13 protein-coding genes are annotated in these 14,326 nt (G+C 59.2%); 4 read left to right on the top strand and 9 right to left on the bottom strand.

Translation table 11 applies throughout. The features are described 5' to 3' along the window. Window positions 1–16 precede the first annotated feature (16 nt). The 5 genes from GIR22_RS19590 to copC all read right to left on the bottom strand — a co-directional run bounded on the left by GIR22_RS19590 (window position 17) and on the right by copC (window position 4,552). Window positions 17–892: an SMP-30/gluconolactonase/LRE family protein gene (locus tag GIR22_RS19590; protein WP_154744915.1), complete on the bottom strand. Its 876-nt coding sequence runs from the start codon at window positions 890–892 to the stop codon at window positions 17–19. Window positions 893–922: 30 nt separating this feature from the next. Then, entirely contained in the window at window positions 923–1,747 is an 825-nt protein-coding gene (locus tag GIR22_RS19585; protein WP_154744914.1) for an NAD-dependent epimerase/dehydratase family protein, read from the bottom strand. Between the two features lie 172 nt (window positions 1,748–1,919). After that, window positions 1,920–3,182 carry an OprD family outer membrane porin gene (locus GIR22_RS19580; RefSeq protein WP_178122363.1) on the bottom strand — a complete coding sequence of 421 codons (1,263 nt, stop codon included), beginning with the start codon at window positions 3,180–3,182 and terminating at the stop codon, window positions 1,920–1,922. 143 nt (window positions 3,183–3,325) lie between these two features. Next, complete coding sequence (copD, locus tag GIR22_RS19575) at window positions 3,326–4,183, bottom strand: copper homeostasis membrane protein CopD (RefSeq protein ID WP_154744913.1); 858 nt, start codon at window positions 4,181–4,183, stop codon at window positions 3,326–3,328. Window positions 4,184–4,186: 3 nt separating this feature from the next. Further along, entirely contained in the window at window positions 4,187–4,552 is a 366-nt protein-coding gene (gene copC / locus GIR22_RS19570) for a copper homeostasis periplasmic binding protein CopC (RefSeq protein ID WP_154744912.1), read from the bottom strand. Window positions 4,553–4,667: 115 nt separating this feature from the next. On the opposite strand from copC, the gene GIR22_RS19565 reads away from it, so the two are divergent. Then, the gene (locus tag GIR22_RS19565; RefSeq protein ID WP_154744911.1) at window positions 4,668–5,288 is read left to right on the top strand and encodes a TetR/AcrR family transcriptional regulator; all 621 of its coding nucleotides are present in this window, start codon (window positions 4,668–4,670) and stop codon (window positions 5,286–5,288) included. A 255-nt stretch (window positions 5,289–5,543) separates the two neighbouring features. On the opposite strand, the gene preA is transcribed toward GIR22_RS19565, so the two are convergent. From preA to hydA, 3 genes are all read right to left on the bottom strand, one after another. Beyond that, a complete protein-coding gene (gene preA / locus GIR22_RS19560; RefSeq protein ID WP_154744910.1) occupies window positions 5,544–6,818 on the bottom strand; it encodes an NAD-dependent dihydropyrimidine dehydrogenase subunit PreA in 1,275 nt (424 codons plus the stop codon). Continuing rightward, window positions 6,818–8,185 carry an FAD-dependent oxidoreductase gene (locus tag GIR22_RS19555; protein ID WP_178122362.1) on the bottom strand — a complete coding sequence of 456 codons (1,368 nt, stop codon included), beginning with the start codon at window positions 8,183–8,185 and terminating at the stop codon, window positions 6,818–6,820. The genes preA and GIR22_RS19555 overlap by 1 nt, the downstream gene beginning before the upstream one ends. Window positions 8,186–8,295: 110 nt before the next feature. Then, window positions 8,296–9,735 (bottom strand): dihydropyrimidinase, encoded by a 1,440-nt coding sequence (gene hydA, locus GIR22_RS19550; RefSeq protein ID WP_154744909.1) that lies wholly within the window; start codon window positions 9,733–9,735, stop codon window positions 8,296–8,298. Between the two features lie 599 nt (window positions 9,736–10,334). Here hydA and GIR22_RS19545 point away from each other — a divergent pair. After that, window positions 10,335–11,822 (top strand): NCS1 family nucleobase:cation symporter-1, encoded by a 1,488-nt coding sequence (locus tag GIR22_RS19545; RefSeq protein ID WP_154744908.1) that lies wholly within the window; start codon window positions 10,335–10,337, stop codon window positions 11,820–11,822. 69 nt (window positions 11,823–11,891) lie between these two features. Next, a complete protein-coding gene (locus tag GIR22_RS19540) occupies window positions 11,892–13,175 on the top strand; it encodes a Zn-dependent hydrolase (protein WP_154744907.1) in 1,284 nt (427 codons plus the stop codon). Window positions 13,176–13,234: 59 nt separating this feature from the next. Here GIR22_RS19540 and GIR22_RS26000 read toward each other — a convergent pair whose 3' ends face one another. After that, the gene (locus GIR22_RS26000) at window positions 13,235–13,396 is read right to left on the bottom strand and encodes a hypothetical protein (RefSeq protein ID WP_178122361.1); all 162 of its coding nucleotides are present in this window, start codon (window positions 13,394–13,396) and stop codon (window positions 13,235–13,237) included. A 212-nt stretch (window positions 13,397–13,608) separates the two neighbouring features. On the opposite strand from GIR22_RS26000, the gene GIR22_RS19535 reads away from it, so the two are divergent. Next, window positions 13,609–14,280 carry a peptidase C39 family protein gene (locus GIR22_RS19535; protein ID WP_154744906.1) on the top strand — a complete coding sequence of 224 codons (672 nt, stop codon included), beginning with the start codon at window positions 13,609–13,611 and terminating at the stop codon, window positions 14,278–14,280. Window positions 14,281–14,326: the final 46 nt, after the last annotated feature.

Genomic DNA, 14,326 nt, shown 5'->3' with positions numbered 1-14,326 from the left:
AGGCACAGCGATGCAGCTAGAGGGTGAACGTGGGCTCCGGCAGGCCTGTAACGCCTGGGTTGAGGGCGAATACGCCGCCGGCCAGGGACTGCTCGCTGCGATCGTCGCGTATCGAGGTGACGAACAGCGTATCCAGGTTGCTGCCGCCGAAGGCGCACATGGTGGGTTTTTTCACCGGTACAGCCAGGGAGCGATCGAGGCGGCCATCGGGGGTGAAACGGTGAATCAAGCCGGCATCGTTGGCGCAGATCCAATAGCAACCGTCGGCGTCGACGGCAGCACCGTCGGGGCGACCAAGGAACTGATGCATGTCGACGAACAGGCGGCGGTTGGACGGCGTGCCGGTTTCCGTGTCGTAGTCGAAGGCCCAGATCTGCTGCACCAGTGGGTGTGAGTCCGAGAGGTACATCGTTCGCCCATCGGGGCTGAAGGCCAGGCCGTTGGGGGTGATGAAACCGCTCAGTTGCGCGCGGGGTGGTGCACCGGATGCATAGCGGTAAAGCGTGCCTTCGGCGGCGTTGGCACCCATGTTCATCACCATGCTGCCGGCCCAGAAGCGGCCCTGGCGGTCACAGCGGCCGTCGTTCAGGCGCATGTCCGCGCGCGGGTGTTCGATGCTGGCCATGGCGGTGGTGTCGAGACTGCCATCGGCGTGGGGCGTGAGCTGGAAAAATCCATCCTCCATACCCGCCACCCAATTACCCGCATCGGTGCGCGCAATACAGGCAAGCATGTGTGGGGCTGTCCAGGCGTGGACATGGCCGGTGGTGGCGCTCCAGCGTTGCAGGCCGCCATTGGGAATATCCACCCAATACAGGGCGTTTTCATCGGGGACCCATACCGGGCATTCACCGACCGCATTGCGGGCGTCGACAATCAGTTCAGCTTGCATGGCAGCTCATTCCCTTGCGTTGATAGGCGTTCAATCACCGAACGGGCCGGCGGCACAGAAGGCCCCACCCTGATAGACCCGTGCCGGGTCGTCGGCAGCGGGCATCGGTTGCGCTTCAACCTGTTTGCGGAATACTTCGGAGCTGTCTCGGGGCACAAAACCCAGGTGGGCGGCGAAACGGTTGTCCCACCAGACATCGAGATTGTCAGACATGCCATAGACCACGGTGTGCCCGACGCCAGGGGTGTACAGCGCCCGTTCCAGCAACTGGGTGAGATCGTCGAAGCTCAGCCAGGTGTGCATCATTCGGCGATTTTGCGGTTCGGGAAACGAAGAGCCGATACGGATGCTGACGGTTTCGATGCCATAGCGATCAAAGTAGAAACTGGCCATGTCCTCGCCGTAGGATTTTGAAAGCCCGTAGTAGCTGTCCGGACGGCGAGGGGAGTGGGCGTCGAGAGGTTCGTCCTGTTTGTAAAAGCCGATGACGTGATTGGAGCTGGCGAAGATCACCCGTTTTACGCCATGGCGACGTGCCGCTTCGTAGATATGGAAGACGCCGCAGATATTGGCGCCGAGGACTTCCTCAAAAGGTTGCTCCACCGAGACACCACCGAAATGCAGGATGGCATCGACGCCCTCCACCAGTTGATGCACCGCGTGTTTGTCGCTGAGATCACAGGGCAATACTTCTTCGGTGCCGTCGGTGGCGGGGGCCATGCTGGCGATATCGGACAGGCGCAATACCTTGGCATAAGGACGCAGGCGTTCGCGCAATACTTTGCCCAGGCCACCGGCTGCGCCAGTCAGCAGCAGGCGGTTGAATGGAAGAGGGGCCGTTGAAGTGCTGGTCATGGTAGTCCTATTATTGTTGTAGGTTGTCGTATGACTAAATCAAAGTATCGTTAGGGTTTCCCATGGTTGTCAACGCGGCTTTGGTCGAAATAGATCGGTGGACCACATCTGACCCATTGTCGGAACCAGGTACCCCCTCGTTCCTGCAATGGGCAATGTTTTATCCAGGGCCTTACAGCAAGGAAAGCGGGTAGCTGATGAATAGGCGGTTTTCATCAAATTCGTTGGTACTGAAGTCCCGGCGGATTGTCGCGTTGCGCCATTTGACATTGAGGTTTTTCAGCGCGCCGCTCTGCACGGTGTAGGCCAGCTCCGATTCGCGACCCCATTCCTTGCCGTCAGTGATCGTCCCGGTGTGCACGTTATCGCCGCTGATGTAGCGGTTCATCAGGGTCAGCCCTGGAATGCCCAGGGCCGCGAAGTTGTAGTCATGCCGTACCTGCCAGGATTTTTCCTTGGCGTTGTCGTAGCTGGCGTTGTAGCTGTCATTGGCCAGGGTCCCGCCGCTGGTGCCGTTGACCCGCATCCAGGCACTGTCGCCGGTGAGTTTTTGCAGGCCCAGATAGAAGGTGTTGCCACCGTACCTGGCCGAGAGCAGGGCGAAGGTGGTCTTGTTGTCCATATCGCCGGCCAGGGCGCTGCCGTCTTCCTTGCCATTGAAGAAACCGAGGTTGGCGCCCAGGGTCCAGTCGCCCACTGGCTGGCTATGGCTGAGGTTGAAGTACTGTTGCTGGTAGATGTCAGTCAGCTCGGCGTACCAGACGCCGATCAAGGTGCGTTTGTCGTTGAAGGTGTATTCACCGCCGCCGAAATTGAAGCGGTCCGAGGTGACCGCGGCTTTGCCGTTCATGAACATGTCCTCCATGCTCGAGTCGTTGCGCGGGCTGTTGCCGCGAAACTGGCCGCCATAGAGTGTCAGGCCGCTGATTTCGTTGGAAGTGATCTGGCCACCCTGGAACGTTTGCGGCAGCGAGCGGCCGTCGTCGGAGCGCAGGATTGGCAGCACCGGCATCCATTCGCCGACCTTCAGTTCGGTTTTCGACAGCTTGGTTTTCAGTGCCACACCCAGGCGGCCGAAGTTATCGGCGGGGCGACCGTCATCGTCGACCGGTAGCAGTTGGGTACCGGCGGTACCTTTACCGCCGTCGAGCTTCTGCGAATACAGTCCCAGCACGTCCAGGCCAAAACCGATTGTGCCTTGGGTGAAACCGGATTTGGCATCAAGAATAAAGCTTTGCGTCCACTCTTCGGCCTTGGCCTGGGAGTTGTCGGGGTTGGTAAAGTTGCGATTGAAGTAGGCGTTGCGCAGGTTGAGAGTGACTTTGCTGTCTTCGATAAAACCTTCGGCCTGGGCGGTGACGGGCAGGACGAGGGCCAGGCTGCCGAGGCCGATAAGGCCCAGGTACGAGGAGGAATTGCGGGCGAGTGGACTCACAGTGACGCTCCCTTATATTTTTTTGTTTTTATTTTGTTATACGTCGTCGTACAACGTAGGGAGCGATATTTGCGAGGTTTCCTCGGAATGTCAATGATTGTTGTACGATGAGTTTTAGGCTGGCATTGATAAACGTGGATGGTCTATCCAGCCATGACCATCGGCGGCAGGGTGCCGAGCAAGGAAACGGCGGCAACCGCTGCAATCCCCAACAACCACTCAGCCACCACACTGGCTTTTAATGCCCCCACTCGCTGCTCGCAGCCCTTGAGCTGCAGCCGATTGAATAACGCCAGTGCCAGCATCGCGGCCACCAGCAGTACCTTGATCAGCAGGATCAAGGCAAAGCCTGTGAACAGCGGAGTAGGCCAGAACTGCCCGGTGAGTACGCGAACATTGATAAGCCCTGTAACTAACAAGCCGGCCACCAAGCCATAGCCGATACCACTGAAACGCTTGAGGATCGATTCCAGGGCGAAGGGTGCGGGATAGCGCAGGATCAACACCAGCAGCAACAACCCGCCGAGCCAACTCCCGACGCACACCAGATGCACCACCTGATTGAGGATCAACAGTAGCCCGCCGAACCCATTGAGCATGGCGCCATGGCCGACCGGCGCCAGGGTCGCGAGCAGCAGCGCGCTCAATGGCAGGCGCGGGGCGCGCCAAGGTGTCATCAGGCTGAGTACCAGCAACAGGTTCAGCAGCAGGTGCCAAGTCCAGACCTGGCCAAAGAAGGTCTTGCCCAACACCTGTTGAACGGTCACTCCGTCCAGTGCCGCCGACCAGGCGCCTGCCATGCTGGCGGTGATCAGCAGCAGCCATGCCACCCCGGACCCGAGGGCCAGCCAGGCCAGGCCTCGGGTGATCGCGTTTAGCTGTTGGTCCAGCCGCGGTTGCGGTGCAGCGCCCAGCAGCCAGGGCCTGAAGACACCAGCCCCGAACATCAGTAACACGACGATGAAATGCAGGAAGCGGCACAGGACCAACAGATCCGCCATGGTTTATTGGCCGACCTTGAAGCTGTAGCTGCCTTCGCTTGTGTGGGTGTCGACCGACACGGCGTGCCATTGCACCTTGTATGTGCCGCCAGACAACGGTGCGGTAGGTGTCACTACCAGGACTTTCTTGTCGGCGTCCGGAGTTTCCAGGCCTTTTACCGCCACTTCGGTGCCATCTTTACTCAAGGAAACCTTGGTGAAGGTGGCCTCGACGCCTTCGCTGAAGGTCAGGCGCAGGTCATTGGGGGCTGCGACGGTGCTGTCAGGCGCCGGTGTCGAGCTTTTCAGGTGTGCATGGGCAAAAGCTGCCGAGGCGCCCAGCAAGGAGGCCAGCAGAGCAATGGTCGTCAGGGTTTTTTTGATCAACATTGGGCAATACCAATCAATTGGGTAATACAGGCAGTGTACGAAGTTTCATCGTGGCTTGTCGCCTCGCCCTAGAGCCGATGGTAGTCTTGAGCCATATCGTTGTCGGGGAACCCTTATGGGCAATCACAAGATCGGGATTCGTCGAGTCAACGTTGAAAAAATTCTGCTGGCGGCTGAAAAGGTCTTCGCTGAAAAAGGCTATGGCAGCACGGCCATGGCCGACATTGCCGAAGAAGTGCAATTGCCGCGTTCCAACCTGCATTACTACTTCAGCACCAAGAGCGAGTTGTACAGTGCGGTGCTGTTCGACCTGCTGGAAGTGTGGAAACAGGACGCGCTGTGCTTCGAGATGTTCGACGACCCGCGAGTGGTGCTCAGCAGCTACATCCGCGCCAAGATGCAGCATTCGCGCAGTCGGCCCTATGGTTCGAAAGTCTGGGCCAACGAAATCATCCATGGCGCCCCCACATTGGGTGAGGCCCTGGACGTCAGCCTGTACGATTGGGCCAAGATGAAGGAAGCGAAAATTCGCCAGTGGGTGGAGGACAAGCGCATCCTGCCAGTGGAGCCGTCGAGCCTGTTGTACATGATCTGGGCCTCGACCCAGCACTATGCCGACTTTGACCATCAGGTGATGATCTTGAACGAGCACCAGCCGCTGTCGGACATGCAGTTCGAGCGGGCGGTGCAGACGGTGACGAGCGTGATATTGCGGGGGATCGGGCTGGAACCGTGACGCAAAACCTGTAGCCGCTGGCGTAGCCTGCGATCGGCTGCGTAGCAGTCGTTTGGGGTTTGAGATTGCTGAAGGTCCTGCGGCCCTTATCGCAGCCTCGTGCCTCGACAGCGGCTACAGGGACCGCGCCGATCACCGATCACCTGTAGCCGCTGGCGCAGCCTGCGATCGGCTGCGCAGCAGTCGTTTGGGGTTTGAGATTGCTGAAGGTCCTGCGGCCCTTATCGCAACCTCGTGCCTCGGCAGCGACTTGGGTTAAACGGCTTCGCGGTACGGATTGCGCGGATCCTGCGTCCAATTCAAAAACGGCTTGCCCGTTTCCATCGGCACCATCTCAATGCAATCGGCCACCGGGCAGGTGATCTGGCACAGGTTGCAGCCCACGCACTCGTCATCAATCACCTCGTACTTGTGCGTCCCATCCGGCAGTTGCAGACTGGTGATGGCCTGGTGCGAGGTATCTTCACAGGCAATATGGCAGCGTCCGCAACCAATGCACGCGGCCTGGTCGATCTTCGCAATTACCTGATAGTTGATATCCAGGTATTTCCAGTCCGTGGTGTTGCCCACTGCCTGTCCGGAAAACTCCTGCAAGCTGCTGTAACCCTGGCTGTCCATCCACCGCGACAGGCCATCTTTCATTTCCTCGACAATTCGAAAACCATGGAGCATGGCCGCTGTGCACACCTGCACTGCGCCGCAGCCCAGCGCTACGAACTCCGCCGCATCACGCCAACTGCCAATGCCGCCGATCCCGCAGATGGGCAGGCCCTGGGTCTGTGGGTCGCGGGCGATTTCCGCGACCATGTTCAAGGCAATCGGCTTGACCGCCGACCCGCAATAACCTCCGTGGGTGCTCTGGGTACCGACCACAGGCAGGGCGACCATGCGCTCCAGGTCGACGCTGGTAATGGAGTTGATGGTGTTGATCAGCGACACCGCATCAGCCCCCCCGCGATAGGCTGCACGCGCGGCCACGCGAATGTCGGTGATATTGGGCGTGAGCTTGACGATCACCGGCAGTGAGCAGTAGGTCTTGCACCAGCGCGTCACCTGTTCCACATACTCTGGTACCTGGCCCACCGCTGCGCCCATGCCTCGTTCCGGCATGCCGTGGGGGCAACCGAAGTTCAGCTCGATGCCGTCGCAGCCGGTAGCTTCCACCAACGGCAGAATGTGTTTCCACGACTCTTCGACACACGGCACCATCAACGACACGATCAATGCGCGGTCCGGCCAGTCCTTTTTCACCTGGGTGATTTCCCGCAGGTTGATTTCCATGGAACGGTCGGTGATCAGCTCGATATTGTTGATGCCCAGCACTTCGCGATTGGTGCCGTAGTGCGCCGAGTAGCGTGACGAGACGTTGACGGCGGCCGGGTCCTCGCCGAGGGTTTTCCAGACCACGCCACCCCAACCCGCTTCAAAGGCACGGACCACGTTGTAGGCTTTGTCGGTAGGTGGCGCGGAGGCCAGCCAGAATGGATTAGGGGCTTTGATACCGGCGAATACAATCGAGAGATCGGCCATTACGCAGCCTCCACATTGAGCATGAGTTGGGCGTGCATGGCCTCGGCGGCCAGTTTGCCGTGCTGGACGGCCTGGACGGTGAGGTCCTGGCCGAGGCTGACGCAATCACCGCCGGCATACACCCCGGGGATGCTGGTGCGCAGCTGTTCGTCGACGAAAATACGCTCGCCCACGCGTTGCAGTTCATGGGCCAGTGGATCGCGTAAGGCCTGGTCATCGAAACCCTGGCCGATGGCCTTGAAGATTGCATCGGCGGCGAGGTCAAAAGTCTGGCCAGTGGTTTGCAGGCGACCGTTCTCCATTCGAGTACGAGCAAAGCGCATGCCGCAGACATGGCCTTGCTCATCCAGCAGCACTTCTTCGGGCTGCGCCCACGTCAGCAGGCGTACTTGATTGGCCTTGGCGATAGCCTGTTCGTGGTCGGTAGCGCCCATGTCCTCGAGGCCACGTCGGTACACGAGGTTGACGTCGTGGGCACCGAGGCGGGCCATTTGCACGGCCATGTCGATGGCAGTGTTGCCGGCACCGAGCACGATGCAGCGGCCGGCCAGTGGTAGCTGGCTCAGGTCATCGGCCTGGCGCAGCTCGCGAATGTAGTCGGTGGCGGCCAGCAGGCCTGGGGCGTCCTCATGGGGCAGGCCCAGTTGCTTGCTGGCGGCCAGGCCGAGACCGAGGAACACCGAATCGAATTGCTGGTGCAGTTCGCTCAAGCTCAGGTTGTCGCCAAGGCGCTGGCCGTGGCGGATTTCGATGCCACCGATTTGCAGCAGGAAATCCAGTTCCCTTTGCGCGAAGTCGTCCACCAGCTTGTACTTGGCGATTCCGTATTCATTGAGACCGCCGGCTTTTTCCCGTGCTTCGAAGATCACCACGTCATGGCCATGCAGGGCGCTGCGATGGGCGCAGGACAATCCCGCCGGCCCGGCACCGACCACGGCGATGCGCTTGCCGGTAGTGGCGGCGCGCTGGAACGGGTGTTCGCTGAAGTGGGCATTGTCCACCGCATAACGCTGCAACAGGCCGATCAGCACCGGGGCGCACTCTTCGGCGTTGTTGCGCACACAGGCTTGCTGGCAAAGGATTTCTGTCGGGCAGACCCGGGCACAACTGCCGCCGAGGATATTGGCCGAGAGAATTTTCTGCGCGGCACCCTGAACGTTTTCCTGGTGAATATTGCGAATGAATGACGGGATGTCGATCTCGCTGGGACATGCATTGACGCAGGGTGCGTCATAGCAATATAGGCAGCGAGAGGCTTCAAGCTGTGCTTGCCGGGCATTGAGCGGCGGCGCAAGGTCGGTGAAATGGGCGGCGAGGGCGTTCGCATCTTCATGGGGGCGTGGAAGGTGGGTCAGGGTCTGGATCACGGTATTGGCCTCACGGTTTTTGAGGTGCTGCCTCTAATGGGCAATGGTTTTTTTTGTTGCCCGCGATCGTTCCCATACAGAGCGTGGGAACGATCATGTGCGTGGTATTTTCAGCGCTTCACTGCAACCGGCCTGGAGTGCTCAGCCCGCTTGCTCAACTGCTCAAATACCGACGGGTACGCCGGCCGTTCCACATAGCGCCCGGCACCACGTTCGGCTCGCAGGTCACCATCGGCCCAGACCAACTTGCCCTGGCTGATGGTATGACTGGGCACGCCGCGCACGGTCTTGCCTTCGAAGATGTTGAAGTCCACTTGCTGATGGTGAGTCTTGGCGGAAATGGTTCGTGTGCCCTGGGGATCCCACAGCACCAGGTCGGCATCGGCACCGACACGAATCGCACCCTTGCGTGGGTAGAGGTTGAAGATCTTCGCGGTGTTGGTGGACGTTAGCGCAACGAATTCCTGCATCGACAAGCGTCCGGTGTTGACCCCTTCGTCCCACAACAGCGCCATGCGGTCTTCGATGCCGGCGGTGCCGTTGGGGATCTTGCTGAAGTCGTCACGCCCCGCGGCTTTTTGCTCGGCGCAGAAGCAGCAATGGTCGGTGGCGGTGGTGTGCAGGTTGCCCGATTGCAGGCCATGCCACAGCGCGTCCTGATGCCCGCGCGGGCGGAAGGGCGGGCTCATCACATAGCCGGCGGCGGTTTGCCAATCCGGGTGTTGATAAACGCTGTCGTCCAGCAGCAAATGGCCGGCCAGGACTTCGCCGTAGACCGGTTGGCCCTTGCTGCGGGCGTAGGTGATTTCGTCCAGCGCTTCCTTGGTGGAAACGTGCACCAGGTACAGCGGCGTGCCGATGGTTTCGGCGATGCGAATCGCCCGGCTGGCCGCTTCCCCTTCAACCTGCGAAGGGCGCGACAGCGGGTGCGCTTCAGGGCCGGTCATGCCCTGGGCCATCAGCTTGCGTTGCAGGTGATAGACCAGTTCGCCATTTTCGGCATGCACTGTCGGCACCGCGCCCAACTCCAGGCAGCGCTCGAAGCTGGCCACCAGGGTGTCGTCGGCCGCCATGATCGCGTTCTTGTAGGCCATGAAGTGCTTGAAGCTGTTGATGCCGTGATGGCTGACCAGCTCGGCCATTTCCTCACGGACTTGCTCGCTCCACCAGGTGATTGCGACGTGAAAGCCATAATCGGCCGCCGACTTCTCGGCCCAGCCGCGCCACTGGTGAAAGGCTTCCAGCAAGGATTGCTGCGGGTTGGGGATCACAAAGTCAATGATCGACGTGGTGCCGCCCGCCAGGCCCGCCGCCGTGCCACTGAAAAAGTCCTCACTGGCCACGGTGCCCATGAACGGCAGTTGCATATGGGTATGGGGATCGATGCCGCCAGGCATCAGGTATTGGCCGCTGCCGTCGAGTGTCTCGGTGCCGGCGGGAACATCCAGGTCAGTGCCAATGGCGCGGATTAGACCGCCTGTGCATAAAACATCGGCTCGGTAACTTTCATCATGGGTAATAACGGTGGCGCCACGGATCAACAATGACATGTGGAGTTCCTCACGGGCTTGACCGGCTTATGCCAGTTCTAAATGTTGTAATACATCGAACCGCAGGTTGGTAATCCTGTCAGCGGTGACAGGAATAGAAATTAGCCTGAGTTTTTAGAATGTACAAGTATATTTTTTATAAGCTTATATATTAATTAACTAATTGATTTTAAACGTAAAAATATGAAAATCACCAAAATGTAGCAGCCGATCACCATTTTGACGCGCTTGACAGGTTGTTGATATGAGCGACATTTTCTATTGCAAATCAGGCGCTTGGAACATGCCTCTTGACGGGGCCGCTAAATAAAAATAATTGTGTTGCACCAGATTGAGTCCTGATGGTTCGGACAACTTCTGCGTTATTTGGCCTGAGTAACGCTGAAAGTGCCGAGGGACTTTTCGGTAGGCAGCATAAAGCTGATAAACATCAGCGAGTTATATGTGCGGTGCGGACGCAGTGGTAACTTTCGGCACGGTTATTGAGTGCGGTGGCTGCCGGCCGGATCCGTGATGTCATGTTGTCAACGAGGTACTCCGGCCATCCTGCTCTTGTCGCGGGGTGAGCAAAAATAATTCGAAAAAACCGTGGAGCGGCCATGCAACAGAACAAATCTCAAGTCACTGAACGCGACGGCCTGTACGAACTCGACGCGGGTCCCGACGTCCTCGATAGCCCTCGTTACAACCACGACATCGCACCCACCAAGGTGCACGAACGAACCTGGAACAAGTGGCACATCACCGCGCTATGGATCGGCATGTCGATCTGCGTGCCGACCTACACCCTGGGTGGTGTGCTGACCGCTTATTTCGGTTTGTCGGTAGGTGAAGCGCTACTGGCAATCCTGCTGGCCAACCTGGTTGTGCTCATCCCCTTGACCCTCAATGCCTTCGCCGGCACCAAGTACGGCATCCCGTTTCCGGTATTGCTACGCTCGTCCTTCGGAATCATCGGTTCCAATGTGCCGTGCCTGATTCGCGCCTTGGTAGCGTGTGGCTGGTTTGGTATCCAGACGATGTTTGGCGGGCTGGCGATCCATCTGTTTCTCGGCTCGATTTTTGAGGGCTGGAAGTCATTGGGCGGCACCGGTGAGGTGATCGGCTTCATGATCTTCTGGACCTTGAATCTTTGGGTGGTATTGCGAGGCGCCGAATCGATCAAATGGCTGGAAACCCTGTCTGCGCCATTGCTGGTAGCGGTGGGTATCGGCCTGCTGGTATGGGCTTTGCCCAACGTGTCCCTGACGGAATTGATGGCCATCCCGCCCAAGCGGCCGGAGGGTGCCAGCGTCACCAGTTACTTCATGGCCGGGTTGACTGCGATGGTGGGTTTCTGGGCTACCCTGTCGTTGAATATTCCCGACTTCAGCCGTTACGCCAAAAGCCAGAGGGACCAGATCCTCGGGCAGATTTTCGGCCTGCCACTGACCATGTTCCTGTTTGCCGCCCTTGGCGTAATCATGACCGCGGCCTCGGTGAAACTGGTGGGCGTCAGCGTCTCCGATCCCGTGACCCTGATCGGTCATATCCAGAGCCCTGTCTGGGTTGCCGTGGCCATGGCACTGATCATCGTCGCCACCTTGTCCACCAACACCGCCGCCAACATCGTCTCGCCCACCAACGACTTCCAGAACATCGCCCCCAAACTGATCAACCGTACCACGGCAGTAGTCCTCACTGGCCTGGTCGGTCTGGCATTGATGGCCCATGAGCTGCTCAAAAAGCTCGGGCTGATCATCTCCGACGTCAGTCTGGAAACGGTCTATTCCAATTGGTTGCTGGGTTACTCAAGCCTCTTGGGGCCGATTGCCGGGATCATGGTGGTGGATTATTTCATTATCCGTAAACAGAAACTGGACCTGGCTGGTTTGTACCGCGACGACGTGTACCCGGCGTGGAACGGGTACGGGTTTATCGCCTTTGGCGTGCCGGTGGTGCTGACCTTGATGTCACTGGGTCTTGACGCGTTCAGTTGGTTCTACAGCTATGGCTGGTTTACCGGTTCGGCGCTGGGCGGGCTGTTGTATTACGGCCTGTGCATGAAGCGCGGGACGAGTCCGGCGGCGGTAAAAACCTCGTTGTGAATACGCCCAAGCCAGCGCTCACATTTGACCTGGCCGATTCATATAAAAATATACCCTGAGGAGATCATCATGAACGCTGCCGTAGACGTTCTGCAGTCCACCCATCAACACATCAACCGCGACCGTTTGTGGTTGTCCCTGATGGAGTTGGCCAAGCTTGGCGCCACGCCCAAGGGTGGCGTCTGCCGCCTGGCCCTGACCGACCTCGACCGCCAGGCCCGGGACCTGTTTGTGACGTGGTGCGAGGAAGCGGGCTGCACCGTGACCATCGATGGCGTCGGCAATATCTTTGCCCGCCGGCCGGGCCGTAACCCAAAACTGGCGCCAGTGATGACTGGTAGCCACATCGATACCCAACCCACCGGCGGCAAGTTCGACGGCTGCTTCGGTGTGTTGGCCGGCGTGGAAGTGTTGCGCACGCTCAACGACCTCAATATCGAAACCGAAGCGCCGCTGGAAGTGGTGGTGTGGACCAACGAAGAAGGTTCGCGTTTCCCTCCGTGCATGATGGGCTCGGGGGTGTTCGCCGAGAAATTCACCCTGGAAGATACCCTGGCCAAGACCGATGCCGACGGTGTCACCGTGGGTGATGCACTCAACGCCATTGGTTATGCAGGATCGCGACCTGTGAGTGGGCACAAGGTTGGCGCTTACTTCGAGGCTCATATCGAACAAGGGCCGATCCTTGAGGACGAGCGCAAGACTATTGGCGTGGTCCTCGGTGCTCTTGGCCAGAAATGGTTCGACCTGACACTGCGCGGCGTAGAAGCCCATGCGGGCCCAACGCCAATGCACTTGCGCAAGGACGCCTTGGTGGGCGCCGCTGCCGTGGTCGCCGCCGTGAATGCTGTCGCCCTCGGCCATCAGCCTCACGCGTGCGGCACTGTCGGTTGCTTGCAAGCTTATCCCGGCTCGCGCAACGTCATCCCTGGCGAGGTACGCATGACCCTGGATTTTCGCCACCTCGAACCGGCCCGGCTGGATTCGATGATTGCCCAGGTGCGCAAGGTGATCGACGACACCTGCGAAAAGCACGGCCTCACGTTTGAGATGGTCCCGACTGCGGACTTCCCGCCGCTGTACTTCGATAAAGGCTGCGTTGATGCCGTGCGCGATGCTGCCAACGGCCTGGGGTTGTCGAACATGGACATCGTCAGTGGGGCAGGACACGACGCGATCTTCGTCGCGGAACTCGGCCCGGCCGGGATGATCTTCGTGCCCTGTGAAGGCGGTATCAGCCACAACGAAATCGAAAACGCGGCGCCGGATGACCTGGCGGCGGGATGCGCGGTGTTATTGCGGGCTATGGTGGCGGCATCCCAGGCGATTGCCAGCGGCAAACTGGCGGCCTGATATCCAGGGGCGCCAAGAACCATGGAGTGAGCGGGGCAAGCCCGCTCACTATAGAAGCGCTATGCGTGGTGCGTGGCAGGTTTGTGCGACTTGTCGGGCGCCGCAGGTTTGACTTGGGGGTGATGGTGCCTGCGAGTGATGCGTAAAACGCCCCAGAGCATGGCGGCGGCCACTGAAAGCCAACCGCACACCAATAGAAAAATCGTTGTCGTCAGGCTCATGAGTGCCTCCTTTTGCCCTGTGCAGGGCACACACTGTCTTCTCAATGGACAGTCTAGCTATCGAACCGTTGCGTGCTATTGACCAATGGTCGCGTGCATCCAACTTGTTTGCTCTATGTCGGGTCATTTACTGTGGTTTGAGGCTATACCCGGGTTCAAGAGCATCCTATGATCAAGGTTCACATCGATATTTGATCAAGAGAGTGAAGAAGTTGCGGTTACGGTCGAACGTTAACACCTCCTGGCTGTTGGCAGTCTGCGTCTTCGGGCTTGTCGCCTGCGCCGGCCACCCCTCGAAAATCCAGGGCCTGCCGGAGCGGGTCGAACTCAACGGCGTGACCGGTTTCCGTACGGAGGCCTACCAGAGCGGCCCTTCTGCCTTGGCCAGCATGCTGTCCCAACAAGGCATTGTGATTACACCGGGTTTGCTGGATAAACCCTTGCATTTACCGGGTGCCGAGGCGGACCTTGAACGTAATATGCAGGTACTGGCCCGGGAGTACGGGATGTTGGTCTATCCGCTGGAGCCCAGGTTGCCGGCGTTACTGGCGCAAGTGGCGGCCGGGTATCCAGTGATGGTGCGGATCACCGAAGGGTCGGCCTTTTGGTCTGGACCACGTTATGCCGTACTGGTGGGCTTCAACCAGCAGAAAGGCACGGTGTTGCTGCATTCGGGAATGAAGCGACGGTTGCTGATGGGCGTCAGCGCCTTTGAGTCTGCATGGGAGGGCGCGGGACACTGGGCGATCCTGGTTCAGCGTCCAAGCCAATTGCCGGCCAATGTGGACGCCCAGCGCTGGCAACAAGCCGCCGGGGCGTTGGCCCAAGCGGGGCAGGAGCAGGCGGCGGCCCGGGCACTCAAGGTGCTGGCCACGAAGCCTTGAATAAAAAAACGGCGCTCAAGAGCGCCGTTTTTATTGCAGTTAATAG

Source organism: Pseudomonas karstica (assembly GCF_009707515.1).
Taxonomy (GTDB): domain Bacteria; phylum Pseudomonadota; class Gammaproteobacteria; order Pseudomonadales; family Pseudomonadaceae; genus Aquipseudomonas; species Aquipseudomonas karstica.
The sequence above is the reverse complement of the archived record's forward strand: the minus strand, read 5'-3'. Positions and strand labels throughout refer to the sequence as shown.

Bases quoted from the DNA above. Each gene is read 5' to 3' on its own strand.
- copC (WP_154744912.1), bottom strand. From the start codon at position 4,552: ATGTTGATCAAAAAAACCCTGACGACCATTGCTCTGCTGGCCTCCTTG.
- GIR22_RS19585 (WP_154744914.1), bottom strand. From the start codon at position 1,747: ATGACCAGCACTTCAACGGCCCCTCTTCCATTCAACCGCCTGCTGCTG.
- hydA (WP_154744909.1), bottom strand. From the start codon at position 9,735: ATGTCATTGTTGATCCGTGGCGCCACCGTTATTACCCATGATGAAAGT.
- copD (WP_154744913.1), bottom strand. From the start codon at position 4,183: ATGGCGGATCTGTTGGTCCTGTGCCGCTTCCTGCATTTCATCGTCGTG.
- GIR22_RS19540 (WP_154744907.1), top strand. From the start codon at position 11,892: ATGAACGCTGCCGTAGACGTTCTGCAGTCCACCCATCAACACATCAAC.
- GIR22_RS26000 (WP_178122361.1), bottom strand. From the start codon at position 13,396: ATGAGCCTGACGACAACGATTTTTCTATTGGTGTGCGGTTGGCTTTCA.
- GIR22_RS19565 (WP_154744911.1), top strand. From the start codon at position 4,668: ATGGGCAATCACAAGATCGGGATTCGTCGAGTCAACGTTGAAAAAATT.
- preA (WP_154744910.1), bottom strand. From the start codon at position 6,818: ATGGCCGATCTCTCGATTGTATTCGCCGGTATCAAAGCCCCTAATCCA.
- GIR22_RS19545 (WP_154744908.1), top strand. From the start codon at position 10,335: ATGCAACAGAACAAATCTCAAGTCACTGAACGCGACGGCCTGTACGAA.
- GIR22_RS19590 (WP_154744915.1), bottom strand. From the start codon at position 892: ATGCAAGCTGAACTGATTGTCGACGCCCGCAATGCGGTCGGTGAATGC.